This window comes from Alloalcanivorax gelatiniphagus (assembly GCF_005938655.1).
GTDB classification, from domain to species: domain Bacteria; phylum Pseudomonadota; class Gammaproteobacteria; order Pseudomonadales; family Alcanivoracaceae; genus Alloalcanivorax; species Alloalcanivorax gelatiniphagus.
The window spans coordinates 341,432-365,734 of the sequence record NZ_VCQT01000046.1; the positions used below are offsets into that span (position 1 = coordinate 341,432).

Genomic DNA, 24,303 nt, shown 5'->3' on the forward strand with positions numbered 1-24,303 from the left:
ATCTCTTTTCTACTGTGCCTTGGGGTCCGATTTCACGATTACAAACGCCATGGGGACGAGCACGCCGCACTCAATACCGCGATCGGCCGCGGGAAACCTTGAAATCCTCGAGAATCATCTCGGCCCCCTTCTCGCCAATCATGGTCGCCGGCTGATGAGTATTTCCGCCCACCAGGGTCGGCATAACGGAAGCATCAACCACCCGCAGGGACCGGAGGCCATGCACGCGCAGTCGGGGATCGACCACCGCCATTGGATCCAACCCCATCTTACAGGTACCTACAGGGTGGTAGGCCGACTCGCCGCTACGCCTCACCCATCTGGCGAGGTCTTCGTCACTGCGCAGCGTCGGTCCCGGCGATATCTCGACCTCGTGGTGAGACGCGAAAGCCGGCTGCTCCAGAATCCTGCGGACTAAACGCACCCCCCGAACGAGTCTCTCGACATCGGCGGGCTCAGCCATATAATTGGGGTCTATCAGCGGTGCCGCGAAGGGATCGGCACTGTGCAAACCGACGTGGCCGCGCGACAAAGGCCGGAGCCCATAAATCATCACGATGTAACCATAACCGCTCATCGCGGTCTTCATATCCCGCCCGTGATCAGCGTACAGCATCGGCCCGAAATGCAGTTGCAAGTCGGGGATCGGCTCTTCCGCACGGGAACGAATAAACCCACCGGCCTCGGCGCCGTTACTCGACAGTAAACCGCGACGACCGCTCAGATACTGCAGCAGGGCCCGAAGGCCCTTGAACCAGTAGCTCGGATGCATGGAAATGCTCTGGCGGTCGCGCGCTCTAACACGCACGAACACGTCGATGTGATCCTGCAGATTCCGTCCCACGCCCTCCAGCTCATGACGCAATTCAATCCCGTGCCGGGACAGTTCACCGCGCGGCCCGATTCCAGAAAGCATCAGCAGCTGCGGAGAATTAAACGCGCCGCCGCAGAGAACTACTTCGCGCCGGGCACGGACCTGAGCCAGCCCCTTCCCGCTCCGATATTCGACACCGGTGGCATGGCCGCCCTGGAGCAACACACGCGTGACGTGCGCTCCGCTGCGGACAGTCAGGTTGGACCGAAACGCCGCGGGTTCGAGATAGGCACGCGCATTGCTACAGCGCGCGCCGTCCTTCTGATAAACATAGTAGTAGCCCACGCCTTCCTGCTCACGTCCGTTGAAATCCGGGTTGCGCCGGTGGCCCGCCTGCATCGCCGCCTTGACGAACGCCGTGCTTAGCGGATTGGTATAGCGGCGCTCGGCAACATTAAGCGGGCCACCCCGACCATGAAACGCCGTTTCAAGAGCCGCCAACTCCGGCTCGAAATGTTCGGATCTTCGGAAGTAAGGCAACACATCGGCATACGACCACCCCTCGCAACCGAGCCGTGCCCACTCGTCGTAGTCCCGGGCATGTCCGCGAATGTAGACCTGCGCGTTCATGCCGCTGGACCCGCCGACCATCTTGCCTCGTGGCTGATATAAGGCACGGCCATACATGTGCCGTTGCGGCTCGGTATTGAACTGCCAGTTAACGCGACGACTGAAGATCAGCTGCAGAAAGCCCAGCGGCATATTCACGAACGGATTGCGGCGACTCTCCGGACCGGCCTCAAGCAACAGCACCGAATGGCGGCCGCATTCGGATAGACGGTTGGCGACGACGCATCCGGCCGAGCCCGCCCCAACCACGACATAATCGAACTGTTCGGATGACATCGGCTCCGGACGTGAATTCAATTTTTTGCGGTCAACTTGACCATTAGCTTGGAATAGCCCCGCACAAAGTTGGACTGCACACGCTCGGGCTCACCCACGACCTCTATGTTATCAAAGCGCTTGAGTAACTCTTCCCACAAAATCCGCAATTGCAACTCAGCCAGACGGTTGCCCATGCAACGGTGAATGCCGTAGCCAAAGGAAATATGATTCCGCGCGTCCTTTCGATCAATAATAAGCTGGTCGGGATTTTCGAACTTTCGTTCGTCTCTATTACCGGAGGCATACCACATCAACACGCGGTCCCCTTTCTTAATGGTCTGACCACGCAGCTCCACGTCCTGCGTGGCAACCCGGCGCATGTGCGCGAGTGGAGTTTGCCAGCGGATAATTTCCGAAACCATGTTCGGAATCAATTCCGGGTTTTTCTTCAGCTTGATGAATTCCTCGGGGAACTGATTCAGGGCCAGCACACCGCCGCTCATGGAGTTGCGGGTGGTGTCATTGCCGCCAACAATCAGCAGCGCCAGGTTGCCGATAAACTCCATCGGACGGTTAATCAAATCCCGGGTATCCTCGTTACTCTGTAGCATGCTGATCAAGTCGAAACCCGGAGGCTCGCCAGCCTTGCGTCGTGCCTCCTTGTCTCGCCAAAGCCTCGAGAATGACCAGGCCATGTCCGCGGCATCGTCAAACATGATGTCTTCGTCGGTAAACTCGCCACCAGTCGCCGAAGATGCTCCGGACAGTCGGTCCGACCAATCAACCAGCTTGTGACGCTGCTCGTAAGGGAAATCCAGCAACGTTGCCAACATACGCCCGGTCAACTCCTTGGACACTGCCGGCACCCAGTTGAAAGCCTTGTCCAGGGGCAGACTGTCGAGCACCTCGGCGGCGCGCTGCCGGATCAGCCCCTCCATTTCCTTGAGATTCTGGGGTGCCACCACACCTTGGACCGCCCGGCGTTGCACATCATGTTTTGGCGGATCCATGGCGATAAACATTTCCACCGACAACCCTTCCGGAGGATCACCCAGAATGATTTGTGGCTCGGAGGAAAAGAGCTCGTGATTCTTATCGACGAACAAAATGTCTTCATAGCGTGTCACCGACCAGAATGGCCCGAACTGGCTGCTTTTCTGGAAGTGCACCGGTGCCTCATCACGTAACCGCTTGAAATAGGCACCCCACTGATCTTGCCGATACAGAAAAGGGTTGCTGGTATCAATATCCTCAAGTGCCAGGGTATTAACGTCAGGAACGGGCTGTTCGAGAAACTTGACCTGTGGGCGTGTTGACCCCAGTGCCTTTTTCTTCGCTTTCATCAGAGATTTGAGTGCCTTGATCTGTAAGTGCATAGGCACCAATCTCGATGTGGCATTAATCATCTTTGTTTGCATGGCATCGTTCGTGCCTGACTTGGTTGACATGGGGACCTCCCGCTACATCTGAAATTCAGGCAACAGAACGGTCATACCGTCCATCGCCTCGGTGGTTCGGATCTGACAGCCCAGCCGAGAGGTTTCTGCCCGCTCCGGAGTCATGGACAACATCTGCTCTTCAGCATCATTTATTTCCCCGGTCTTGCCGAACCATTCATCGGTCACTATCACGTGGCAGGTGCCGCAGGCGCATTCCCCACCGCAATCTCCGTCGATGCCGGGCACAGCGTTATTAACAGCAACCTGCATCAGCGAGGAACCAGATTCAAACTCGGCAATGTGCTCGGTACTGTCATGCTCAATGAACGTAATCTTACCCAAGGCCTTTCTCCAGCAAGTAACTTAATGACTGCATCGTGGTTGTTGATTCGCTTGCCGGGGAGGTCATTTATTGACACACTGGGGTCATTTAAAGACAGGCATGCCTATCAACGGACCGTATCAATGACACAGCAGAAGGGTGAACCGAAAGCTTCGGAAGGCGGCATTCCGTCGAACTATTCACGACTTATTGCCCGCGAGCTGGACTTAACCGTCAGCCAGCTACCCTCGTTGCTGCAAGGTACCGGTCTCGGTATCGCGCAATTTCTGGGCGAGGACAGTCTGCTCACGCCAGCTCACCAGGTGCGGATTTTACGCAATGCACTGGCGTTGTCGGGCCAGTTTGAGTTCGGCTTACGGCTGGGTAAGCGTCTGACCCCGGCGACCCACGGCGCCATCGGTTTTGCCGCCTCGAGCAGTCCGGACCTGCTCACCGCGCTACAGGCGATTCAGACATTCCTACCTACTCGCGCAAGCATCGTCGAGCTACACCTGCAGGAAGCTGAAGAACACCTGGAATGCCGACTGGACTTCCAAGTGCCGCTGGACGCGGATATCGAGCGTTGCCTGGCGGATACCATGATCGTGGTGCTGCTTGAATTCGGCGAGTTCGTTGTCGGTCGCCCACTACATGAGGCTGAAATTTGTTTTACCCACCGGACACCTGAGTACCACGCGATGTACTCGGACTACTTGCCCGGTCGCATTCGTTTTGGCTCCGATAAGTTCACACTAAAACTGCCGATGGCACTGTGCCTGGAACCGAACGCCTCCGCCAATCATGAAAATTACCGCCTGGCTCTTGAGCAATGTGAATCAATGCTTGCCGAGCTTCAGAACCACAAGCCCAGCTACCAGACCCGGCTTAAGAAGATGATGCTATCGAGACCCCCCGGTTCGCTCAGCGAAGACGAAGCAGCGGCCTCCCTTTTCATGAGCAAACGCACTCTCGCTCGCAAGCTCAAGGAGGAAAACAGTAGTTTTAGGAAAATTCGTGACGAAATCCTATCCCGGCAAGCGATCAGCTACCTGTGTGACAGCAAGCTTTCGATCGAAGCCATCGCCGCGTTGATGAACTATCATGACGGAGCCAATTTCAGGCGTGCCTTCAAGCGCTGGTTCGGTCTTTCGCCCGATCAGTACCGGCAGCACGCCGGTTCCCGGCACACTCTACCCCCTGCCCCCTAGTGGTCCGGTACCACGCTCCGGCATTCCGTTTCCTTTCTTTTGTACCGTATCTCGACCGGCCTTTCCCGCCGGTCTGACGCGATCTGTTTCCCGGCGCGCGAAGATATCCACTGACTGCTTTTTTCGGGCCTTGACATTTGGTCAATCGCCCAAATAAAGTGACTCAACAGTCGAACTACTCAGGAGGTCGACATGGTGATCGCGAGCCGCAAGATTGGTTACGATGAAGTCGAACACAGGGATTTGAATTTCGGCATGAGCCCGGAGACGGTGCCGCGCCACTGGTTCAACAACGATCCGTGGATCACTCACTGGATGAACGCGATCCTGGCCGCGGTGCCGGACGGCGAGCGCTGGGTCATGCAGGCCACGAGTAAGCAACTCGAGAATCTTCACGATCCGTCAGTGCGCAAAGCCGCGATCAGCTTTATTCGACAGGAACGCTCCCATGCACGGGAGCATGACGCCATGAATGAAGCGATGGTCGCGCACGGCATTCCAATAGACCGGGCGGAGGCCGTGTTCAAGGCGATCAGAAAGCCCCTTCAACGCTACCTGGGCGGCGCCACCCAGTGCGCCATGGCCGCGAACTTCGAGCATTTCACGGCCGTGATTTCCCAGGTAATGCTCGATCATCCGGAACTGTGGGACGATACCAGGCAGGAAGTCGCCGCCATGCTGTTCTGGCACTTCGTGGAGGAGACGGAGCACAAGTCAGTCAGCTTCGACGTGTTCGGAGAGGTAAGCGGGGGCGGCGTCCGCGCTTACGCAATCCGCATGGCGACGCTCGCTCTGGGTACAGCCCTTTTCCTGCCTCTGGTGCACGGTAACTGGCTGTATTTCCTCTGGAAAGATCGGCAGCTCACGAACATCCCCTCGGCACTGCGCGCCATTAAGTGGTTGTACTTCGCACCTGGAATCTTCACCCGAGCTTTTGTGATCGATACGCTGCCTTTTCTCTCCCCCCGCTTCCATCCATGGGACGCCGATAACCGGGAAGTCATCCACGCCTGGAAGCGCGCCTACGAGGAAACCGGTGATGCCCAGCAGGCTTACCAAGCATTCCGGCAATGGCATGACGATAACAGGCGTGACACAACAGCGGAACGAGTGACGGCGGCGTGAGCGGTGCCAAGCGTAAAACACTGAAACCCTCCGAGGGGGCGGCGGCCCTGGTCACGGGGGCGGGCAGCGGCATCGGCCGCAGCTTCGCCTATGAGATCGTGCGCCGTGGCGGATCAGTGATCTGCGCGGATATAGACCGCCAGCGCGCCGAGCAAACCGCCAGCATACTCTCGGAATTGGGCGAAGGTCGGGCTGTCGCCTACCGCTGCGACGTAGGTAGTGAAAAGCAGATGGCCACGCTCGCCGACAAGGCCGAATCGCTGCTCGGACGGCCAATGACGTTGGTGGTCAATAACGCCGGGGTGGGCGTAGGCGGCCGCATCGGAGAAGTGCCGCTTGGCGATTGGCGCTGGTGCCTCAAAGTCAATCTTTGGGGCGTCATTCATGGTTGTCACTTCTTCGCACCCAAGCTGCGCGCACTGGGCTACGGCGGCATTGTCAACGTGGCTTCGGCCGCCGGTTTCGGCGCGGCGCCGGAGATGAGTGCGTATAACGTGACCAAGTCCGCGGTCCTTTCACTCTCCGAAACTCTGGCGGCCGAGCTGACCGGCACCGGCGTGCATGTTTCGGCCCTGTGTCCCACCGTGGTACCCACCAACATTCTGGACAAGGCGCGCCTGCCCGAGCACCGCGGCGATTTCGCCCATGCCGCCATGCGCAAGTGGACCTTCGCCACCAGCGACCAGGTGGCACGCCGGACCCTGGACGCCCTCGATCGAAAGCAACTTTATGTGGTGCCGCAGTTCGACGGGCGTTTCATGTGGCGGTTCAAGCGCTACGCGCCGCGGCTATACGCTCGCGCGCTGGGCGAGGCGTATCGCCTGGCCGGGGGCTGATATCCGGCAGGAGGCAAATCATGACATCATTCTCGGCAAGAGTTGCCGACCGTGGTTTTCGGCTACTGATGAAACGCGAGCCGGCTAGTCCCGACGAGTTGGTGATGCGGTTACGGCGCATCGCCGCGATGGCCCGCCTGCCGGGCGGGCTGCCGTCCGGAGTCACCGCGCGCAAGACCACCATTGGCAATGAACCGGCCGTACCACCCGGCGTGCCGGCGGTGCGTGTCAGTCCCAGTCAGCCCACGGCCACCGTGCTGTATCTCCACGGTGGCGCCTTTATCAGTGGCCGTTTCCCTACTTATGCTGAGCTTTGCGGGCAGCTGGCCAAGAGACTGAACGCACGCGTGTTCTGGATCGACTACCGCCTAGCGCCGGAGGCGGCCTACCCGGCCGCCCTCGACGATGCCCACCATGCCTACAGGGCGCTGGCCGAGGACTATCCTGACGAGCCGCTGGCCCTGATCGGAGATTCCGCGGGTGGCAACCTCACTCTGGCCACGCTGCTGAGGCTGCGCGATGCGCAGGCCGCCTCGCCCGATTCCTCCCCCCGCATGCCAGCCTGCGCCGTGTCGATCTCACCCGGCGCCGATGCGGTTGGCGATACACCGTCGCGCCAGGCCAACGCGGCCAGCGATGCCATGCTGACTCCACGCATGATCAAGATGGCCACCGATCTGTATCTGGCCGGCCATGATCCCCGGGATCCCTATGTCTCACCGATATACGGCGATTTCCGTGGCCTGCCGCCTCTTATGCTCACTGTGAGCGAATCCGAGGCCCTCCGTGATGATGCCTATCGGGTAGCGCACCGTGCGCGCCAGGCCGGCGTGGCCGTGACCCTGCGCGCCCGCTGGAATATGCCACATGTGTGGCCGGTGTTTCATTCCATGTTGCCGGAGGCGCGCCAGGACGTTACCGAAATAGTCGGCTTTATGCGCCGGCATTTGTCGGCGCCCGTAGCATGCACCCGGGCCGTGGCACGGACGAAACTGCGCCTCGCGCATAGCGGCTAAGCGGCCTGCTAAAAACTGGAAGGAGGACCACTATGAATGTCGCGGAGGACCGGATTCAACAAAGCCGTCGTGGCCAGCGGGCGCCGCGCCACGGGAGCGCTGAACCCGACCACGAGATTTTGATCATCGGCGCCGGCTTCGCCGGAATGGGCGCGGCCATCGAGCTTCTCAGCCGCGGCATGAAATCCTTATCGATCATCGAGCGTGCCGCCGATGTCGGCGGCACCTGGCGCGACAACCGCTACCCCGGCGTGGCGGTGGACATCACTTCTTTCGTCTACTCTTTTTCCTTCGAGCAGAATCCGAACTGGTCGCGGGTCTTCGCGCCGGGTGACGAGCTGCAGAACTACGCCCGCCGTGTGGCCAGCAAATACGGCCTCTATCCCTACATACGTTTCGGCGTCAGCGTGAAGCGTGCCGAGTTCGATGAAGGCGAGCACTTGTGGCGGGTGACAACCGACAAGGGATGTGTCACCGCACGCCACCTAGTGTCCGCCACCGGCGGGTTGATCTCGCCGAAGATGCCGGATATCGAAGGGGTCGAGGATTTTCAGGGCGAGCGCATGCACACCGCGCGCTGGGACCACGAAGTGGATCTCACCGGCAAGCGGGTGGCGGTGATCGGTACCGGCGCCACCGCGGTGCAGCTGATTCCCGAAATCGCCCCGCGGGTGGCGCATCTGGATGTCTATCAGCGCACGCCCATCTGGGTACTCAAGAAACCGGATGTCCGTATGCCCGGCTGGATGCGCACCGTCTTTCGTTGGTCGAGCCTGGCCCAGCAGGGAGTACGTACCACCACCGATGCGCTGACCGAATCGTTGATGATCATCGCGGCGGTTTACTATCGGCGCTTTCCTTGGCTGGTGCAATGGGCCCAGCGCGCCGGCGTCAACAACATGCGCGAGCAATTGCCCGATAACCCGGAGTTATGGGGCAAATTAACCCCGCGATATGGCTTCGGCTGTAAGCGGCCGACATTTTCCAACAACTACTTTTCCACCTTCAGCCGTAGCAACGTCGATCTGATCACCACCCCTATCCAACGCATCACTCCCAAGGGCATCGAGACCATCGACGGCATTGAGCACGAGATCGATGTGCTGATCCTGGCGACCGGCTACAAGGTTTTCGAAAAGGGCAATCTGCCCTCCTATGAAGTCGTGGGACGCGGCGGTGTGGATCTGGGCGAATTCTGGGAGCGGAACCGTTACCAGGCCTATGAGGGCCTGACAGTACCCGGCTACCCCAATCTCTACATCATGCTGGGTCCATACGCGCTGATTGGTTCATCCTATTTCAAAATGGTCGAGGGTAACGCCATTCACGTGGCGCGCTGCATCCAGGCCGCCCGAAAGCGGGACGCGACTTGCGTGGAGATTCGTCAAGACGTGCACGATCGCTACTTCCGGAATATCCAACGACGCCAACAAGGGACGGTGTTCCTTAACCACAATTGCGCGGCCTCTAACAGCTATTACTTCGATCATCATGGCGACGCGCCCATGCTTCGACCTTCTACCTCTTTCGAGATGCTTTGGCGAGCGAAACACCTGCCCATGGCTCATTACCATTTCAAAAAGGCCTATCCGGCAGGATGGCTATCAGATGACTCAAGGCTGACGTCCAACAGCAGGCCTTTTCCCGGAGATGATACCGTTGCGGAGGTTATTCGCCGATGACGACTCATGAGGAAACAACACCGGTGCTGGTCGGCGCCGGCCAGATCAGCGCGCGCGAACCGGATACCGAGCGCACCCCCATAGGCCTGGTCGCCGAGGCTGCCCGAGCCGCGGCGGCGGACTGCGGTGTGACCGGGGTTCTGGGTCAGATCCAGTCGTTAACGTGTCTCAACATATTGGCGCCGTCTTATTCCGATGCCCCGTCCACCCTGGCGCGGCATCTGGGCATCGACCCCGGCGAGCGCTTCTACACACCCATAGGCGGGAACATGGGTCAATGGCTGGTCGGTTACTATGCCGATCGCATCGCCGCCGGTGGTCTCGATTGTATCTTGATCGCGGGCGGCGAGGCGCTTGCCACACAGATGCGCGGCAAGGGCGCCGGCCTGTCCGGAGTGCTGGACACCGCCACCGGCGAGGGTCCGCGACTGCTCGGCGATGACCGCGAGCCGACCAATTCGGCGGAACAACGCCACGGGCTCAATCTGCCCATCCAGATCTATCCGTTGTTCGAGCAGGCGCTGCGGCGTCGCTACGGCCTTGACCCAGCCGAGCACCGACGAATGCTGGGCGAATTCTATGCCCGATTCAACGCCGTCGCGGTCGACAATCCGCGAGCCTGGCGCCGCGACCCTTTATCGGCGGCCGATATCGCCGAGCGCTCACCCAAAAATCGCATGGTCGGCGCGCCCTACACCAAGCACATGAACGCCCTCATCGCGGTGGATCAGGCCGCCGCGCTGGTAATGATGTCCGTGGCCAAGGCCCGGCGGCTGGGCATCGACCCTGAACGCTGGGTGTACCCCCTGGCCGCGGCAAACGGCCACGATCATTGGTTCGTCTCCCAGCGGGCGGATCTTTCCCGCTCGCCGGCGATCACCGCCTGCGGCGAGCGGCTGGCGGCGACCAGCGGACTCGGGATCGACGCGATCGATCACCTGGACCTGTACAGCTGTTTCCCCAGCGCTGTACAGATGGCGCGCGATGCGCTGGGTATCTCCGTGCATGATCCCCGGCCACTGACCGTCACGGGTGGCTTGGCTTACCATGGCGGGCCCGGCAACAACTATTGCACCCACGCCATCGCCGAGATCATGAACCGTATCCGCGCCGACCGAAGCACCACCGGATTGGTCAGCGGCGTGGGCTGGTACATGAGCAAGCATTCGCTGGGGCTCTACGGCGGAAGACCGCCCGTCGGCGGTTGGCGGCCGATCGATCCGGCCGGGCTGCAAGCCGAGATCGACGCCGGCCCCGTCGTGGAACTGGTGGAGCAGGCGCAGGGCAAGGCCCGCATCGAGACCTACACTGTCATGCACGACCGCGCCGACCGCCCGGTCCAGGGTATTGTGCTGGGCCGCCTGAGCGATGGCCGGCGGTTTGTTGCCAACACTCCCACCGACACGGACCTGCTCAATGCCATGACGAACGAGGAATTTCTCAATCGCACGGGCCGCGTGCACCACGATGGCAAACGCAACCTATTTACCCCGGAGGGGTGAGCGCAAGGGGGAGACGATAATGAGCATCGCGTCCGAAGCCCAGTTCGACCAAGCCCGCGTAGCCGAACGCATGCGTGACATTCGCGAGGCCACCCGCGTCGTGAGCGAAGGCTTTTCCCGGGAATACATGCGCGAATGCATCGATAATCACCGATTCCCTCAGGAGGCCTGGGAAGCGCTGGGCGAATATGGGCTGCTTGGCATCACCATTCCCGAGGACCTGGGGGGCTCGGGCGGCGGCCAGGTGGAACTGGTCGCGCTGATGGAAACGCTGGCCGAGGCCGGGCTGGTGCTGCCCATGCTGTTGCTCACTGGCTTTGCGCGAGTGCCGATCATCCGCAATGGCACACCCAGGCAAATAGAGCGGTTCGTCAAGCCGACAATCAGCGGGGCCGAGAAACTGTGCTTCGCCATCACCGAGCCGGATGCCGGGACCAACAGCTTCGCGATGTCCACGCTGGCGACACCGGATGGTGACGGCTATCGGCTGACCGGGCGCAAGGTTTTTATTTCCGGTGCGGCGGACGCCGATCGAATGCTGGTCGTGGCCCGCACCCAAAAGGCCGGCGAAGTCAAACGACGCACTGAGGGTATGTCCTTGTTCGTGGTGGATACCGACGCGCCCGGCGTGGAACTACAGCCCCTGAATATCGACGTCGGTTGGCCGGAGCGGCAATACCTGGTTTTTTTCGATGACGTCAAACTCGACGCGGGTCGCTTGATCGGCAACCCGGGACAGGGCCTGGCCGGAATGTTCGAGGCGCTGAATTCGGAGCGCCTGCTGGTCACCGCCATGTCCGTGGGCCTGGGCAATTACGCTCTCAAAAAGGCAGTGGCCTACGCCAACGAACGCAAACCTTTCGGCACCCCCATCGGGGGTTATCAGGCTATACAGCACCGGCTGGCCGAGGCCAAGGCCGAACTGGAGGCAGCACGGCTGATGATGATCCACGCGGCTGCGACGTTCGACGCCGGTAGCGATGCCGGTACTCATGCCAACATGGCGAAATTGCTGGGCTCTCGCGCGGCGGTCAAAGCCGTCGAGGCCGCCCTGCAGACCCACGGCGGCTACGGTTTCGACCGGGACTACGACATCATCACGCTATGGCCTTCGGCACGGTTAATGGAGGTTGCACCAATCAACAACGAAATGCTGCTCAACTACATCGGAGAACATGTCCTTGGCTTACCCAAATCCTACTGAGACGCGTGACGTGATCGAGCGTGACGGATTCACTGCCCCGGACGGGCGGCAAATCGCGCTGTGGCGCTGGCCCGGATCGCGCGAACGCCCCACCCTGCATTGGGCCCATGCGACGGGCTTCCATAGCCAGGTTTACCGCTCGCTGCTCGACGAATTGGCTGACGATTGCAACGTGCTGGCCTGGGATATGCGGGGCCACGGGGCCAGCGCCGAGGCGGCCGATATTAAAACATTCCGCGGTTGGGAAACGTACTACGAAGACCTTGTCGCTTGGCTGGAAAGTCTGGATGAGCCTGTCTGGCTTGCGGGTCATTCGATCGGTGCCACGACCAGTATCATGGCCGCGGCCCGACGACCGGACAAGGTGCGGGGCTTGATCCTGGCGGAACCGGTGATCATGGACCCCTGGCAGGGCTGGCGATTGTGGTCGGCCAAGCTGCTACGCCAGTCACAGCGGTTTTCACTGGCCGCCGGAGCCGCACGTCGCCGCAGGGTGTTTGACTCGCGCGCCGCCGCACTGGAGAACTTTCGTGGCCGTGGTGGCTTCAGAACCTGGCCGGAAGCATGGCTGGAAAACTATGTTGAGCACGGCCTCGTGGCCCATGATGATCGTTTTCGCTTGGCCTGTACGCCGGAATGGGAAAGCACCACCTTTGCCCATACCGAACACAACCCCTGGCCCGCCGTCCGACGATTGCGGTGTCCGATGGTCGTGCTGGCCGCGGAACGCGCCTCAACCTTCTCGCCAAGGGCGCGCCGGCGCCTACATGCCTTGCTACCCTCCGCCGAGTTGAACGTTCTGTCTGGAACAACCCATTTTTTGCCCATGGAGAGACCGGAAGTGGTGCGGGACGCAGTGCGACAAGCAATGCACGGTGATACTAGAGGGTAAGGAGAAAAGCATGAAACACACAGCGGTGATCAGCGGCGTCGGCATGGTGCCGTTCGCGAAACCCGGCGCCAGCGCGCCCTACTACCAGATGGGTGCCGAGGCGGCGCGTCAGGCCCTGGCCGATGCCGGGCTGGACTACGCCAAGGTGGAGCAAGCCTACGTGGGCTATGTCTACGGCGATTCCACCTGCGGCCAGCGAGCGCTCTACCCAATCGGCATGACCGGCATTCCCGTGGTCAACGTCAACAACAATTGTTCCACCGGCTCGACCGCCCTGTTCCTGGCACGCCAGGCGGTGGAGTCCGGCGCCGCCGACTGCGTGATCGCCCTGGGCTTCGAGCAAATGAAGCCGGGAGCGCTGGGCAGCTACTACAACGACCGGCCGACCCCCTTCGAACCCTTTGACCGGATCTGCGAGGAGCTGGTGGGACAGCCCGAGGTGCCGCTGGCGATCCGCTATTTTGGCGGCGCGGGCATGGCGCACATGGACAAGTACGGCACCAAGGCGGAGACCTTCGCCAAAATACGCGCCAAGGCGAGCCGGCATGCCGCGCGCAACCCGGTGGCGCTGTTCCGCAAGGAAGTGACAGTGGAGGAAGTGATGGACTCCCCGGTGTTGATCGGCCCAATGACCCGCCTGATGGCCTGCCCGCCGACCTGCGGCGCGGCGGCGGCCATCGTCTGCTCCGAAGCCTTCGCCAGGGCCAACGCTCTCGATCACCGAGTGCGCATCCTGGCGCAGGCGATGACCACCGACACACCGAGCACGTTCGAGGCGCGCAACATGATGCAACTGGTCGGCTATGACATGACGCGCGCCGCCGCCGATCAGGTTTACGAGGCCGCTGGCATCGGTCCGGAGGAGCTCGACGCCGTGGAACTGCACGACTGCTTCGCCACCAACGAGCTGCTGACTTATGAAGCACTGCGGCTGGCGCCGGAAGGTGGCGGCGAGCAGATGGTCGAGGACGGCGACAACACCCACGGTGGGCGCGTGGTTACCAACCCCTCGGGCGGGCTGCTTTCCAAGGGTCATCCATTGGGCGCCACCGGGTTGGCGCAATGCACCGAGCTGGTCCAACAGCTGCGAGGACAGGCCGCGGACCGCCAGGTCGAAGGCGCGCGCATTGCGCTCCAACACAATCTCGGCCTGGGCGGCGCCTGCGTGGTGTCGATGTACCAGGCCACCTGAAGAGGACGAACTATGATCGACACTAAACACATTGGGCTGCGCCTGCCGACCGTCAGCTTCGAGGTCGAGAAGGGGCGGTTACGTTTTTTCGCCAAAGCCACCGGCGAAACGCGGCCCGAGTACCTCGACGAGTCGGCGGCCCGGGCAGCCGGCTACCGCAGCCTGCCGGCACCACCAACCTTTCTGATGGGCGCCGACCTCGATGCCGGAACCATGACCACGTTGCTCGAAACGCTGAACGTGCCGATCGGACGCATCCTGCACGGCGAGCAAAGCTTCACCTATCACGCGCCGGTATGTGCCGGCGACGTGCTCAGCGTCGAGTCAAAGATTAGCGACATCTACGGCAAGAAGAGCGGTGCGCTCGAATTCATCGTCAAGGATTCGCTGATCAAGGACGCGACTGGCGAGACCGTGCTCGAGGCACGCAGCGTGATCGTCGTCCGCAACCCGCAGGAGAACGCAGCATGAACGCCCCCACTCGTGACCAGGTCAAGGTCGGCCAGGCGCTTCCGCCGCTCGAGCTTCCGCCCATCACGCGCGCAACGCTGGCACTGTTCGCCGGCGCCTCGGGTGACCACAACCCGATCCACATTGACATCGACTTTGCCAAGGCCTATGGCATGCCGGACGTGTTCGCGCACGGCATGCTGCCGATGGCCTATTTGGGCCGCTTTCTGACCCAGTGGGCACCGCAGACCCGGCTGCGCCGGTTCTCGGTCCGCTTCGCCGCCATCACGCCAGTCGGCGCACGGCTGAGTTGCACCGGCAAGATCGTTGAAATCACCGAGGACGGCCACGAAACACTGGCCCGGCTCGAGATCGGCGTGGTCGATAAACAGGGTGAAGTCAAGCTCGCCGGCGATGCCCTGGTGGCGCTGGCCTGAAACACGTCCTTTCCATCACCAACAAAGCAGGACTGCGTATGAAACTTCAAGATAAAGTGGCCATCGTCAGCGGCTCAGGGCGCGGGATAGGCCGGGAAATCGCCCTCAAACTCGCCGCCGAAGGCGCCAGCGTGGTAGTCAACGATCTTGATGCCGCCCCGGCGGAGGAAACGGTCGCGGCGATCAAGGACGCCGGCGGCAGGGCCGTGACCTGCATCGGCAGCGTGACACAGGAGGATTTTGCCGAACGCTTTGTGAACACGGCAATCGAACAGCTGGGCGGTCTGGACATCATCGTCAACAACGCCGGCTACACCTGGGACAACGTGATTCAGAAAATGAGCGATGAGCAGTGGCAGGCGATCATGGACGTGCACGCCACGGCGCCCTTTCGCATTCTGCGCGCGGCCTCCGAATACTTCCGCGTGCAGGCCAAGAAAGAAGCCGCCGAAGGGCGCGAGGTATTCCGAAAGGTGGTCAACATCGCCTCGATCGCCGGCACCGGCGGCAACGCTGGACAGGCCAACTATTCGGCCGCCAAGGCGGCGGTGATCGGCCTGACCAAGGCGATGTCCAAGGAATGGGGCAGGCTCAAGGTGAACGTCAACTGCGTGGCCTTCGGACTGATCAAAACGCGCCTCACAGAGGCGGAAGCAGGCTCTGATGCGAGCATCGATGTGGAGGGCCGCAAGATCAAGGTGGGCGTCAACCCCGATCTGCTCAAGACCATGGAGGCCATGGTGCCGCTCGGGCGCGCCGGCACGCCGGCCGAGGCCGCCGGGGCCGTCTATCTGTTTTGCACTCCGGAGTCGAACTACATCAGCGGTCAGACGCTGCTCTGTGGCGGCGGGTTCTCAATGTGAGGCCATGGACACCATGACGTTTAATCAATCACCCTGGATGGACGAAGAACTAACGCTGTTCCGCGACAACGTCCGGAAATTCATCGCCACCGAAATCACCCCCTTCGAAGAACATTGGGACGCCCAGCAGCACGTCGAGCGCACGCTGTGGACAAGGGCAGGCGCCGCCGGCCTCCTGTGCACCGACGTGCCGGAGAAATACGGCGGGGCGGGGGGAAGCTTCGCCCATGAGGCCGTGATCCTCCAGGAGCAGGCCCGTGCCGGCAATACCAGTTGGGCCAAGGGCGTTCATGAGATCGTCAGCCACTACATCGTCAGCTGCGGCACGCCGGAGCAGAAGCGTCGCTGGCTTCCCAAGCTCGCCTCCGGCGAGTGGGTGGGGGCCATTGCCATGACCGAGCCGGGCACCGGCTCGGATCTACAGGCCGTGCGCACGCGGGCCGAACGCCAAGGCGAGAACTATGTGGTCAACGGGTCGAAAACCTTCATCTCCAATGGCCATCACTGCGGCCTGCTGATCGTCGTCTGCAAGAGCAATCCGGCCGAGGCCGCCAGGGGCGTCTCGCTGCTGGTCGTCGAACAGCCGGGCGAGCAGCCCGGATTCCGCCGCGGCCGGCTTCTGCACAAGATCGGCCAGAAAGGCCAGGACACCGCTGAGTTGTTCTTCGATGATCTGCGGGTGCCGGCCGAGAACCTACTCGGCGGCGAAGAGGGCCAGGGTTTCTACCAACTTATGAACCAACTGCCACGAGAGCGCTTGATCATCGGTGTCGGCGCCATCGCTGCCGCCGAGGCGGCCCTGGAGCACACCTTGGCCTACGTGCGCGAGCGCAAGGCCTTCGGCAAGCGCCTACTCGACTTCCAGAACACGCGCTTCCGGCTCGCCGAGCGGCGCACCGAAGTGACTCTCGGCCAAGTGTTCATCGACCACTGCATCCAGCGCCTGATCGCCGGCGCACTCGACGCGGAGACGGCCTCAATGGCCAAATGGTGGTGCACACAAAAGCAGTGCGAGATCGTCGACGAGTGCCTTCAATTCTTCGGCGGCTACGGCTACATGCTCGAGTATCCCATCGCGCGCTTGTACGCCGACGCCCGGGTACAGAAGATCTACGGCGGCACCAACGAGATCATGAAGGAGCTGATTGCGCGGGGGCTCGATTGAATGCGATTCACGTCACCGGGCTTCCGTCAGCCGGATGGCGATATCGCCAGTCCCCGGGGCCGCCGCCGCTGGCGTTGACCCCACCTCGCGATAGATGCGCCCGTGGTTGACGTTCTCCATGATCAGCCGGTAACCGGCCGGATCCTATACAAGATTGACAGGTCGGTAACAGCCAGAGCGCGCAAGGCATTTCCAACAGCCCGCTAACCGTGCCGGGCGACACCTTTCCAGTATTTCTCCTCAAGCTGCTTTTTCGGCAGCTTGCCGGCCAAGTTGCGGGGCAGCTCGCCAAAGTCCACGATCTTCGGCAGCTTGAAACCGTACAACCCCTCCGTCTTGCAGTGCTCGATGATCTCCTTGCGAGTGGCCTGCTGGTGCTCTTTGAGCTCAATTACCGCCGCCGGCACCTCGCCCAGGTCCTTGTCCGGCGCCCGCACCACGGCAACGTCAAGAACCGCCGGATGCCGCTTGATAACCGTCTCGATCTCATTGGGGAAAAGATTCACCCCGCCGGAGATGATCATTTCCTTGATCCGTGAAGTCAGGTACAGAAAACCATCCTCGTCCACATAACCAATCAGACCATCGTCGTACCAGAGCTTGCCCTCGACCCCGATGTAATTCTCCTTCATCTTCTCTTCGCTGAGGCCGACATAGTTCAGCGCAAGGGCCATCGGGGAGCGCACGAGCACCTTCCCTTCCTTGCCGGGTGGGGTCCAGGTGCCGGTCTCCTCGTCATAGATCCGGCATTCCGCCGCCCGCAGCTTGCCAACGCTGTCGTAGCGCTTCGGGTTCTTCTGGTAGTCCTCGCTGGCGAGAACGCTGATCAGGCCGCTCTCCGAAGCGCCGTAGTATTCATGGAAGACATCATCCGACGCTCCCTGGCGGCGGAACAGTGCGTTGATCTCGCGCTTGACCTTGGGCGGACAAGGCGCCGCCGCGCAAATGATTACCCGCATGCTGGAAAGGTCGTATTGGGACTTCAGAGCCTCGGGCAGTGCCAGGATGCGCTCGAGCATGGTCGGGGCGACGAAGGTCCAGTTGATACGCTCGTCCTGAATAAGTTTAAGCATGAGCTCGGGATCGAACTTGCTCATGGGCACCGCAGTGCCGCCGAGAAAGAACGGCAACACCGCGATCTGTACCCCGGCATGATACAGCGGCCCCGGAATCAGCGTGCGGATGTTGTTGCTGATCGGATCCCGGATCTTGCCGATCTTGTAGAAATGAAAGGCCGATATCTGCATCAACCCCAACCGGGTCACCTCCTCCTTGGAGGCGCCCCGCCGCGCCTCGGCCGAATCCGATGTCAGCCGGTCCCGGTCGATGTTGATGTATTTCGGCGTCCCTGTGGTACCGCCGCTGTAGGTCTTTGGGGCCATGCCCAGCTTGCCGCTTGGGAGTATGGACCGGCTGTCCCGGATCAGTGACTCGTAGGCGATCATACCCTCGGGCAACTCGTCAGCATCAACCACGATGAAGTGTTCGACGGTGGTCAACTGATCACGAACCGACTGTACCGCTTCCACAAAGGCGCCCCCCAATACCAGAGCCTTTGGCGAGGCCTTGTTGATACATTCCGCCAACTCCTTGGGCTGGAGATGCCAATTGAGCATCGGCATGGGATTGTCCCTGAGCGTACAAGCCAGCATCAATTCGAACCATGGCGCGCCGTTGTGCATCACCTCGGCCACCGCCTCGCCTTCGCCGATACCCAGCCGGTGCAGGCCATTGGCCAGGCGGAGAACTCGATCCCTGAATTGACCGAAGGTGACCCGACGATCACCGTCGACAATCGCCTCACGATCTCCCCAATGCTCCCATAGAGCAAGCAAGAATTGCCGCGGAAGCTCCTGTCGCTTAAGCCGGCTACGCCACGCGGCCCGGACGCCACCAATCGCCAACGCGCCCCAACCAAACTGGCCTAAAATCTCCCTGAGGGCCGCACGGGCCTCGGGCATTGCTTTCAGCTGGGCTATAGCGGACATTTCGAAGATCTCCTGACTGGTGTTATGTTGTTATGGCAGGCGCGAGACGGGGTTGGTAACCCGCCCGTTTCCGTGGTTTCCACCGAACCGGACGCGCGCGAAGCTGGACCGCAACCCGTTCAAACTCGTCGACGATTCCGGTGTTGTCGAAACGCTTAAAAGTTCCTCCGACAGGATGCGCAGTTGCAATTAGGCCAGCCGGCTGTCTATGCAACGGTGGAAGTTTCAGCAGCACCATTTGTTCCCGACCATGGTTGTGTGACAGCAGCCTAGCGAGGTCATTTTTTGACAATACGGGGTCATTTGGAGACACCCAATGAGAGGCATGACGGCGAACCGGCTACAGGGCTCGCAATTCCTTCTTCAGAATCTTGCCCACCGGATTGCGGGGAATGGCGTTGATCAGTTTCATCTTTTCCGGCAGCTTGTAGACACTCATGCCCTGCTCCCTCAAGTAGTCGTTGATTTCCTCCAGGATCGGTGGGTTATCCTCGTCAACAGGCACCACGCAAATACAGATCCGCTCGCCCATGATCTCGTCCGGTTGGGGTATGACCGCGACGTCCCGTACCTTGCCGAAGCCCAGCACCGCGTTCTCCACCTCCACACTGGAGATATTGTAACCACCCCGAATCACGATGTCCTTCTTGCGGTCATAGAACCCTAGGTGCCTGTCATCCCGCACGATGAAAAGGTCGCCGGTGCGGAAAAAGCCGTCATAAGTGAACGAAGCCGCGGTAATATCCGGGCGCTGAAAGTAGCCCGCGAACACACCCGGGCTGCGATAGCAAAGCTCGCCGATGCCACCTGGTTCGGTTATCTCCTCATCCTCATCGCCGAGAATTTTCAGCTCGACCCCGCTGACGCCGGAAGGCCATTGGACTCCTGCCTTGCCCCACCAGGGCAGGTGATCCACCCGCATCTCCAGGTCCGGCACATCGGCCGGGCCGGCTACCAGACTGGTGCCCTCGTTCTGGCCCCAGATGTTGACGATCTCGATGCCCCAGCGGCGCTTGAACTCCTGCATCGACCAGGCCGAGGGGGGCGCCGAACCGGTGGTGATGGTCCGCACGCTGGAGAGATCCAGCTGGTCCACGTTGGGCAACTTGACAATCATGTTCAGCATTGCCGGTACCAGAATCGTGTACTCGATGTGCTCCTCGGTCAGCTGGCGCAACAGGATTTCCGGCGTAATCGGATGATGCAGCACCAGGGTGCCCCCCGCCGCCAGCCAGGGGAGGTAGTTCACCCCTACCGCCGTCATGTTCACCAGCGGTGCCACACACAGAATGCGGTCACCCTCGCGCAGGCCACAGGTGGTGAACACCAGGTTGGTCATGTACTCCCAGTTGTTGTGGCTCATGGGGCAGCCCTTGGGGTTTGACTCAGTGCCCGAAGTCCAGCACAGGGTGAAGATGTCATTGGCATCCACCGGCACCTCCGGGACCCGGCCCGGATTTCCATGGGCGATATCGGTCAGCGCCGCCAGACCAATGTAGTGCTCGAAGCCCAGCTCCTGCCCCAGGGCCCGGTAATCAAAGCCGTGGAAGCTTTCCACCGAGGCGTAGAATCTGGCGCCGGTGATCTCTTTCACATAGCCCACATCCTTGCTTCGCCATTGCAGGGGCAACGCGGAAAGCAGACCGCCGGCCTTGGCCGCCGCCAGATAGAGCATGGCCAGCTCCCAGATGTTCGGCAACTGCGCCACCAGTAGGTCGTCCTTGCCGAAGCCCCGGCGTGCCAGCTCGGCGGCGGTGGCGTCCACGGCCCGACCAAACTCGGCCCAGCTGAGCCGCTGGGGCGGTGTGCCGACCAGCTCGTCACGATTGGGGGGATCCACCACCGCTTCCCGGTCCGGGTAGGCGGCACGATTGGCGGCAAAGCGATCCAGCAGGGTTCTGTCACCCCAGTAGCCTTTATCGGAGTATTCCTCGATCAGTTCAGGTTCGTGTAAGATCATTTACCCTATTCCTCCAAGCTTATTGGCCCCAACCGAGTCCGCGCTCGCTCGCCTTGTGGTTCATGGACGGCATCCGCGAGCGGCGGGTCGGGTCTCGCCGGCGCTCACCGCCGACTCTACGGGCTTGCCGCCTCCTCCAGCGCCTGCACCGCGCGTTGCTCGGATGACGGGAGTTGTTCGGCATGGGCGACGAGCGCCCGCCAGTCAAGCTGATCGGCGGCGGCATATGTAGCAAGACGGCTCCAGGCGTTGGCGCAGTCGAGCAGGACGTCGGCGGCACGGGCAAAGGATCGATCGCCCGTGAGGCGGGCAACCTCGGCGCAGAATTCCGCTTCGAGGCGGCGGAACAAGCCACCGCCTGTGCCGGCTTTCTCGACGAAGACCGGTAAGACCCTTAGCGATGCGTTAAGCTGGTCATCAGTCAGGCTATCTCCCCAGGTGGCCAGATCGTCGACGAAGATATTGACGCCCTTCAGGCCGGAGGCGACCACACCATCGGCGGGCAGGTCCGCCGGATCGAACAGCGTCGCATCCGTGCCGCGCATATTGCGCGCCGCGCTTGCCGCTGCATCGCGCGCCACCGGCAGTAGCTCAGGCAGCCGATCAGGAAAGCGTATCGGGTAAGTCGCGTGGCGATTGGGATTGGGAAAGCCATGGGAGGCACGAGCTCGCGCCAGAGCTTTTAGGGGGACTTCCTGCACCTCCTCGCGATCGTTGTCCACCACCCGGGCGACGCCGCGCCTCTCGTCGTAGCCGATGACGACGATGTCATGACGGGTGTTGGATAAACGTACCCTGAGATACGGCAGCTCGGCGATGTCAGCCCAGATCATCACGGGACGGCCGGCGTCGATTTCGTCGGCGACCCAGCGCCAACCCTCGTCGGGATCGTCGGTTTGGCGACGCTCGGTTTCAATGCCGAGGCGGTGGCAGAAGTCGAGCTCCATGTCACCGTTGCGCCCTACCAGGTAGATGGGAGGCGTGAGCTCGGATACTCTCATATACATAAAGGACAGCCCGCCGCCGAGGCCGAACACGAGCCCCTCGCCCGGCGGCCCGTCCCAGCCAAGCCCGGCCCATTCCAACAGGTCGCGCAGTGCGCCCGAGCCGCAGTGCCCACCCATCCGGTGGGGATAGTTGGAGATTTGCACGCTTTTCATTCCACTACTCCAGCTGTGTTCAAAGACCTGAGCCAACGCCGGTTGGCGTACCGCGAGCTCACTCCGCCGACGAGGCGCGGATCGAGGCCTTTTTTAACCACCAACCTCTGGCAACGAATAGTCCTTGAACTGCTCGCGCAATTTGGCCTTCTGTAGCTTGCCGGTCGCCCCGTGCGGCAGTTCGTCGACGAATACCACGTCATCCGGCAGCCACCATTTCGCGACCCGCTGGCTCAGATAGTCGATCACGCCCTGCTTGCCGAGCTGGCTGTCCGGCTCGCGCACCACCACCAGAAGCGGCCGCTCGTCCCATTTCGGATGATGCACCGCTATGACCGCTGCCTCGGCGATCTCGGGATGCCCCACCGCTTCGTTCTCAAGATCGATGGAACTGATCCACTCGCCTCCGGACTTGATCACGTCCTTGGTGCGGTCGACGATCTCCATGTAGCCTTCGGGATCGATCTTGGAAACATCGCCGGTGCGGAACCAGCCCTCGCTGTCGAAGGCCTTGGCGCTGGCTTCAGGGTTTTCGTAGTAGCCGCTGATGATCGCCGGGCCGCGCACCAGCAGCTCACCGAAGGACTTGCCGTCCCGCGGCAGCGCTTGACCGTCGTCGTTGACGATCTTCATCTCCACCCCGAACACCGCACGCCCCTGCTTGGCCTTGATGTCGAACTGCCGATCAAGCGGCAAATCGGCGTCCTTGGGACGGATCATCGAAACCGTGCCGATCGGACTCATCTCGGTCATGCCCCAGCCCTGCAAGCCTTCGACGCCGTACTTCTCCTGGAATTCGCGCATCATCGCCCGTGGCGCGGCCGAGCCGCCGATAAGAACACGCTTGAGCGAGGTGAACTTCTGCTCGGTCTTACGCATATGACCAAGAAGCCCGAGCCACACGGTGGGCACACCCCAGGCCTCGGTGACGCCCTCGTTATTGATCAGCTCGGCCAGGCTCTCGCCATCGAGCTTCGGCCCCGGGAAGACGATCTTCGCGCCCACCATTGGCGCGAAGTAGGGGACGCCCCAGGCGTTAACGTGGAACATCGGCACCACCGGCAGCACGGCACCCTCCTCGCCCAGATTCATTCCGGGGATGGTCAACACCGAGAAGGCGTGCAGCAGCGTCGAGCGGTGCGAGTACAACACCCCCTTGGGATTGCCGGTGGTGCCGGAGGTATAGCAGAGCGACGAAGCGGTATGCTCGTCGAACTCCGGCCAGGCCATTTCATCGGACTGCTCGCCGACCAATTCCTCGTAGCACATCACGTTGGGCAGCGAGGTTTCGGGCATATGAGCGCGGTCGGTCATGACGACATAGCCCTTCACGCCTTCAAACAGACCTTGCAACTTCTCCAGCAATGGAACGAAGGTCAGATCAAGGAAAATGTACTGATCCTTGGCGTGATTGACGATGTAGCCGAACTGCTCGACCGGCAGACGCGGATTGATTGTGTGACAGATCGCCCCAATACCGGAGACCGCGTAATACAGCTCCAAGTGCCGATAGGTGTTCCAGGCCACCGTCGCGATGCGATCCCCGGCCTGGACGCCCAGCGACTTGAGCGCGTTGGCCAACTGGCGGCTACGCTTGGCCGCATCTTCGTAGTTGTAACGGTGCAGGCCGCCTTCCGGAGTCCGGGACACGATCTCCTGCTCTGGATAGCTGGCGGCCGCGTACTCGATGATCTGGGAAATCATCAAAGGCCGGTCCATCATTAATCCACGCATCTGTCTCTCCTCAATCAGTCGATTTTCTCTGGCGGTTTCTGTCGGATGGCGTATTCGAAACCGCAACAGTCGACAGAACAAAATAGTATTTTTGAGCGCACTGGAGGCCCCGCGATTGTAATCGGGCGTGGCCAAGGCCCCGAACGCACCGGAAAGACGGCGATCTTTGCTCGCCCACACCCTCCCGAGCGCACCAACGACGGCGCCCCCAAGGAAGAAACCCTATGTTGCTTCCTACCAAGCGCTTGCTCAAGACCCTATCCTGCTTTAGCTTCGATGGACAAGAACAAGAGCCGTCCCAGAACGGCCAAGGACCACTGTCCGCGCGATGTCCCGAGCCCGTGTGCTGCTCGCGAAACCGGAGCATCACGCCGCCAGTGGCCGGGCAGCTCCAAGGTGCCGAAAGTGGCCCAGATCCACGAGGAC

Annotated in this window: 20 protein-coding genes; 13 read left to right on the forward strand and 7 right to left on the reverse strand. The window is 61.3% G+C overall.

The window, feature by feature from the left end; translation table 11 throughout:
- Positions 1 to 70: 70 nt before the first annotated feature.
- From FGS76_RS19135 to FGS76_RS19145, 3 genes are read right to left on the reverse strand one after another with little or no spacing between them, the layout of a single operon-like run.
- Positions 71 to 1,720, reverse strand: coding sequence for a GMC family oxidoreductase (locus tag FGS76_RS19135; protein ID WP_138774252.1), 1,650 nt, complete (start codon positions 1,718 to 1,720; stop codon positions 71 to 73).
- Positions 1,721 to 1,737: 17 nt separating this feature from the next.
- Entirely contained in the window at positions 1,738 to 3,150 is a 1,413-nt protein-coding gene (locus FGS76_RS19140; RefSeq protein WP_116028211.1) for a cytochrome P450, read from the reverse strand.
- A gap of 12 nt (positions 3,151 to 3,162) precedes the next feature.
- Entirely contained in the window at positions 3,163 to 3,483 is a 321-nt protein-coding gene (locus FGS76_RS19145; protein WP_014994420.1) for a 2Fe-2S iron-sulfur cluster-binding protein, read from the reverse strand.
- Positions 3,484 to 3,606: 123 nt separating this feature from the next.
- Here FGS76_RS19145 and FGS76_RS19150 point away from each other — a divergent pair, with 123 nt between their 5' ends.
- The 13 genes from FGS76_RS19150 to FGS76_RS19210 all read left to right on the forward strand — a co-directional run bounded on the left by FGS76_RS19150 (position 3,607) and on the right by FGS76_RS19210 (position 17,035).
- Entirely contained in the window at positions 3,607 to 4,671 is a 1,065-nt protein-coding gene (locus tag FGS76_RS19150) for a transcriptional regulator CypR (RefSeq protein ID WP_116028212.1), read from the forward strand.
- Between the two features lie 192 nt (positions 4,672 to 4,863).
- A complete protein-coding gene (locus FGS76_RS19155; RefSeq protein WP_014994418.1) occupies positions 4,864 to 5,796 on the forward strand; it encodes a metal-dependent hydrolase in 933 nt (310 codons plus the stop codon).
- Positions 5,793 to 6,632 (forward strand): SDR family NAD(P)-dependent oxidoreductase, encoded by an 840-nt coding sequence (locus FGS76_RS19160; RefSeq protein WP_116028213.1) that lies wholly within the window; start codon positions 5,793 to 5,795, stop codon positions 6,630 to 6,632. Before FGS76_RS19155 ends, FGS76_RS19160 begins: the two co-directional genes overlap by 4 nt.
- Positions 6,633 to 6,652: 20 nt before the next feature.
- Positions 6,653 to 7,648, forward strand: a complete 996-nt coding sequence (locus FGS76_RS19165; protein ID WP_228234744.1) for an alpha/beta hydrolase — start codon at positions 6,653 to 6,655, stop codon at positions 7,646 to 7,648.
- A gap of 32 nt (positions 7,649 to 7,680) precedes the next feature.
- On the forward strand, positions 7,681 to 9,330 hold the full coding sequence (locus FGS76_RS19170) for a flavin-containing monooxygenase (protein WP_116028214.1): 1,650 nt from the start codon (positions 7,681 to 7,683) through the stop codon (positions 9,328 to 9,330).
- Complete coding sequence (locus tag FGS76_RS19175; protein ID WP_089033101.1) at positions 9,327 to 10,832, forward strand: acetyl-CoA acetyltransferase; 1,506 nt, start codon at positions 9,327 to 9,329, stop codon at positions 10,830 to 10,832. Before FGS76_RS19170 ends, FGS76_RS19175 begins: the two co-directional genes overlap by 4 nt.
- A 19-nt stretch (positions 10,833 to 10,851) precedes the next feature.
- Positions 10,852 to 12,036: an acyl-CoA dehydrogenase family protein gene (locus FGS76_RS19180; protein ID WP_014994413.1), complete on the forward strand. Its 1,185-nt coding sequence runs from the start codon at positions 10,852 to 10,854 to the stop codon at positions 12,034 to 12,036.
- Between the two features lie 10 nt (positions 12,037 to 12,046).
- Complete coding sequence (locus FGS76_RS19185) at positions 12,047 to 12,928, forward strand: alpha/beta fold hydrolase (RefSeq protein ID WP_205717294.1); 882 nt, start codon at positions 12,047 to 12,049, stop codon at positions 12,926 to 12,928.
- A 10-nt stretch (positions 12,929 to 12,938) separates the two neighbouring features.
- Positions 12,939 to 14,120: a lipid-transfer protein gene (locus FGS76_RS19190; RefSeq protein WP_138774253.1), complete on the forward strand. Its 1,182-nt coding sequence runs from the start codon at positions 12,939 to 12,941 to the stop codon at positions 14,118 to 14,120.
- Between the two features lie 12 nt (positions 14,121 to 14,132).
- On the forward strand, positions 14,133 to 14,591 hold the full coding sequence (locus FGS76_RS19195; protein WP_014994410.1) for a MaoC family dehydratase N-terminal domain-containing protein: 459 nt from the start codon (positions 14,133 to 14,135) through the stop codon (positions 14,589 to 14,591).
- Complete coding sequence (locus tag FGS76_RS19200; protein WP_014994409.1) at positions 14,588 to 15,007, forward strand: MaoC family dehydratase; 420 nt, start codon at positions 14,588 to 14,590, stop codon at positions 15,005 to 15,007. Before FGS76_RS19195 ends, FGS76_RS19200 begins: the two co-directional genes overlap by 4 nt.
- Before the next feature lie 38 nt (positions 15,008 to 15,045).
- Positions 15,046 to 15,870 (forward strand): SDR family NAD(P)-dependent oxidoreductase, encoded by an 825-nt coding sequence (locus FGS76_RS19205; RefSeq protein WP_067610061.1) that lies wholly within the window; start codon positions 15,046 to 15,048, stop codon positions 15,868 to 15,870.
- 4 nt (positions 15,871 to 15,874) lie between these two features.
- Positions 15,875 to 17,035 (forward strand): acyl-CoA dehydrogenase family protein, encoded by a 1,161-nt coding sequence (locus FGS76_RS19210; protein WP_014994407.1) that lies wholly within the window; start codon positions 15,875 to 15,877, stop codon positions 17,033 to 17,035.
- Positions 17,036 to 17,238: 203 nt separating this feature from the next.
- Here FGS76_RS19210 and FGS76_RS19215 read toward each other — a convergent pair whose 3' ends face one another.
- The 4 genes from FGS76_RS19215 to FGS76_RS19230 all read right to left on the reverse strand — a co-directional run bounded on the left by FGS76_RS19215 (position 17,239) and on the right by FGS76_RS19230 (position 23,877).
- Positions 17,239 to 19,023: an AMP-binding protein gene (locus FGS76_RS19215; RefSeq protein WP_026949627.1), complete on the reverse strand. Its 1,785-nt coding sequence runs from the start codon at positions 19,021 to 19,023 to the stop codon at positions 17,239 to 17,241.
- A gap of 340 nt (positions 19,024 to 19,363) precedes the next feature.
- Positions 19,364 to 20,983, reverse strand: coding sequence for a class I adenylate-forming enzyme family protein (locus FGS76_RS19220; protein ID WP_116028220.1), 1,620 nt, complete (start codon positions 20,981 to 20,983; stop codon positions 19,364 to 19,366).
- Positions 20,984 to 21,099: 116 nt separating this feature from the next.
- Positions 21,100 to 22,143 (reverse strand): BtrH N-terminal domain-containing protein, encoded by a 1,044-nt coding sequence (locus tag FGS76_RS19225; RefSeq protein ID WP_014994404.1) that lies wholly within the window; start codon positions 22,141 to 22,143, stop codon positions 21,100 to 21,102.
- Between the two features lie 93 nt (positions 22,144 to 22,236).
- Positions 22,237 to 23,877 carry a 3-(methylthio)propionyl-CoA ligase gene (locus FGS76_RS19230; protein ID WP_138774254.1) on the reverse strand — a complete coding sequence of 547 codons (1,641 nt, stop codon included), beginning with the start codon at positions 23,875 to 23,877 and terminating at the stop codon, positions 22,237 to 22,239.
- Between the last annotated feature and the right edge of the window lie 426 nt (positions 23,878 to 24,303).

Coding starts and splice junctions, on each gene's coding strand:
- FGS76_RS19135 (WP_138774252.1), bottom strand. CDS start 1,720: ATGTCATCCGAACAGTTCGATTATGTCGTGGTTGGGGCGGGCTCGGCC.
- FGS76_RS19200 (WP_014994409.1), top strand. CDS start 14,588: ATGAACGCCCCCACTCGTGACCAGGTCAAGGTCGGCCAGGCGCTTCCG.
- FGS76_RS19140 (WP_116028211.1), bottom strand. CDS start 3,150: ATGTCAACCAAGTCAGGCACGAACGATGCCATGCAAACAAAGATGATT.
- FGS76_RS19215 (WP_026949627.1), bottom strand. CDS start 19,023: ATGTCCGCTATAGCCCAGCTGAAAGCAATGCCCGAGGCCCGTGCGGCC.
- FGS76_RS19150 (WP_116028212.1), top strand. CDS start 3,607: ATGACACAGCAGAAGGGTGAACCGAAAGCTTCGGAAGGCGGCATTCCG.
- FGS76_RS19165 (WP_228234744.1), top strand. CDS start 6,653: ATGACATCATTCTCGGCAAGAGTTGCCGACCGTGGTTTTCGGCTACTG.
- FGS76_RS19220 (WP_116028220.1), bottom strand. CDS start 20,983: ATGATCTTACACGAACCTGAACTGATCGAGGAATACTCCGATAAAGGC.
- FGS76_RS19190 (WP_138774253.1), top strand. CDS start 12,939: ATGAAACACACAGCGGTGATCAGCGGCGTCGGCATGGTGCCGTTCGCG.
- FGS76_RS19155 (WP_014994418.1), top strand. CDS start 4,864: ATGGTGATCGCGAGCCGCAAGATTGGTTACGATGAAGTCGAACACAGG.
- FGS76_RS19230 (WP_138774254.1), bottom strand. CDS start 23,877: ATGCGTGGATTAATGATGGACCGGCCTTTGATGATTTCCCAGATCATC.
- FGS76_RS19195 (WP_014994410.1), top strand. CDS start 14,133: ATGATCGACACTAAACACATTGGGCTGCGCCTGCCGACCGTCAGCTTC.
- FGS76_RS19225 (WP_014994404.1), bottom strand. CDS start 22,143: ATGAAAAGCGTGCAAATCTCCAACTATCCCCACCGGATGGGTGGGCAC.
- FGS76_RS19180 (WP_014994413.1), top strand. CDS start 10,852: ATGAGCATCGCGTCCGAAGCCCAGTTCGACCAAGCCCGCGTAGCCGAA.
- FGS76_RS19175 (WP_089033101.1), top strand. CDS start 9,327: ATGACGACTCATGAGGAAACAACACCGGTGCTGGTCGGCGCCGGCCAG.
- FGS76_RS19210 (WP_014994407.1), top strand. CDS start 15,875: ATGGACACCATGACGTTTAATCAATCACCCTGGATGGACGAAGAACTA.
- FGS76_RS19170 (WP_116028214.1), top strand. CDS start 7,681: ATGAATGTCGCGGAGGACCGGATTCAACAAAGCCGTCGTGGCCAGCGG.
- FGS76_RS19205 (WP_067610061.1), top strand. CDS start 15,046: ATGAAACTTCAAGATAAAGTGGCCATCGTCAGCGGCTCAGGGCGCGGG.